At 73.1% G+C, this 1,321-nt stretch carries 1 protein-coding gene; it reads right to left on the reverse strand.

Features of this window, described 5'->3' with window-relative positions; genetic code table 11:
• Positions 1-158: 158 nt before the first annotated feature.
• Positions 159-1,199 carry a protein translocase subunit SecF gene (secF, locus tag SJ20_RS10130; protein WP_036317952.1) on the reverse strand — a complete coding sequence of 347 codons (1,041 nt, stop codon included), beginning with the start codon at positions 1,197-1,199 and terminating at the stop codon, positions 159-161.
• Between the last annotated feature and the right edge of the window lie 122 nt (positions 1,200-1,321).

The following is a 1,321-nucleotide window of genomic DNA, read 5'->3' on the forward strand; positions in this document are numbered from 1 at the left end:
GGGCGGGACGGGCCGGGGCGGGAGTGGGGTCCTGCTCGCTCATGGGCCACGCCTCCTGACTCGTGCGGCCCCGACCGCTCCGGCCGGGATGATCGGCGAGTCTACCCGCGCCCGTCCCACCCCGCCCCAGGAAGACCACCGGGGCCGCAGCGGCTCCGTCAGAGTCGCGCGCCGTCGTCCCAGGGGGCGACGTCGGGATCGGTGACCGCCTCTGAGGCACGCTCCCGGGCGGCGCGGGCCGCGGCCCGGGCGTCGTGGTCGCGCACGTCCGGGTCGTTGCGGCGCAGCAGGGCGTACAGCGGCGCCTGGAGGAACAGGGTGGACAGGGTGCCCACGATGATGCCCACGAACAGCGCGAGCGCGATGTCCCGCAGCGTGCCGGCACCGAGCAGCCCCGCGCCGATGAACAGGATCGAGCCGACCGGCAGGATGCCGACGACGGAGGTCGTGATGGACCGGACGAGCGTCTGGTTCACCGCGAGGTTCACGTTCTCGACGAAGGAGCGCTCCGGGTCCTCCTCGGCCCCGATCGTGTTCTCGCGGATCTTGTCGAAGACCACCACGGTGTCGTAGAGCGCGTACGACAGGATCGTGAGGAAGCCGATGATGGCCGACGGCGTGATCTCGAAGCCGGTGGCGCCGTAGATGCCGGCGGTCAGCGCGACCACGTAGAGCATGCCGAGCACGGCGGCCAGGGACATCTTCCAGGTGCGGAAGTACACGGCCATGAACAGGGTCACGAGCACCACGAAGATCACCAGGCCGATCAGGGCCTGCTGCGACACCGCGGCGCCCCAGGTCGGCCCCACGAAGGTCGAGGTCACCTGGTCCTGGCCGACGCCGTAGGCCTCCTGCAGGTTCGCGGCCACGGCTCGGGTCTGGGCGTCGTCGAGCTGCTCGGTCTGGACGCGCACGGTGCCCGGGGCGACGTTCGTGACGGTGGCGTGGCCGTCGGCCAGCACGTCGGTCACGGCGCGCTCGCCCGCGGCCACGTCGGTGGAGGCCGTCTGCGAGACGGTGAACTCGGAGCCGCCCCGGAACTCGATGCCGAGGTTGAAGCCACCGCGGAGGGCGGTCAGGCCGCCGGCGAGGACGAGCAGCAGGGCGGCGAGGGCGAACCACCGCCGCCAGCGCTGGATGAACGGGTAGGAGATGCGGCCCGAGTAGAGGGCGTTGCCCCAGTCGGCGAAGCGGTTCACTGGTCCTCCTCCTGGCGGCGTCGCTCGGCGCGGCGTCGCTCGGCGATCGTCATGGGCGGCGCGGTGCGCGAGCGGCGGCCGCCCCCCCGGGCGGACGAGCCCGCGCGGGGGGCGCCCGTCGC

It is taken from the genome of Micrococcus sp. MS-ASIII-49, assembly GCF_000946635.1.
Lineage (GTDB): Bacteria > Actinomycetota > Actinomycetes > Actinomycetales > Micrococcaceae > Micrococcus > Micrococcus luteus.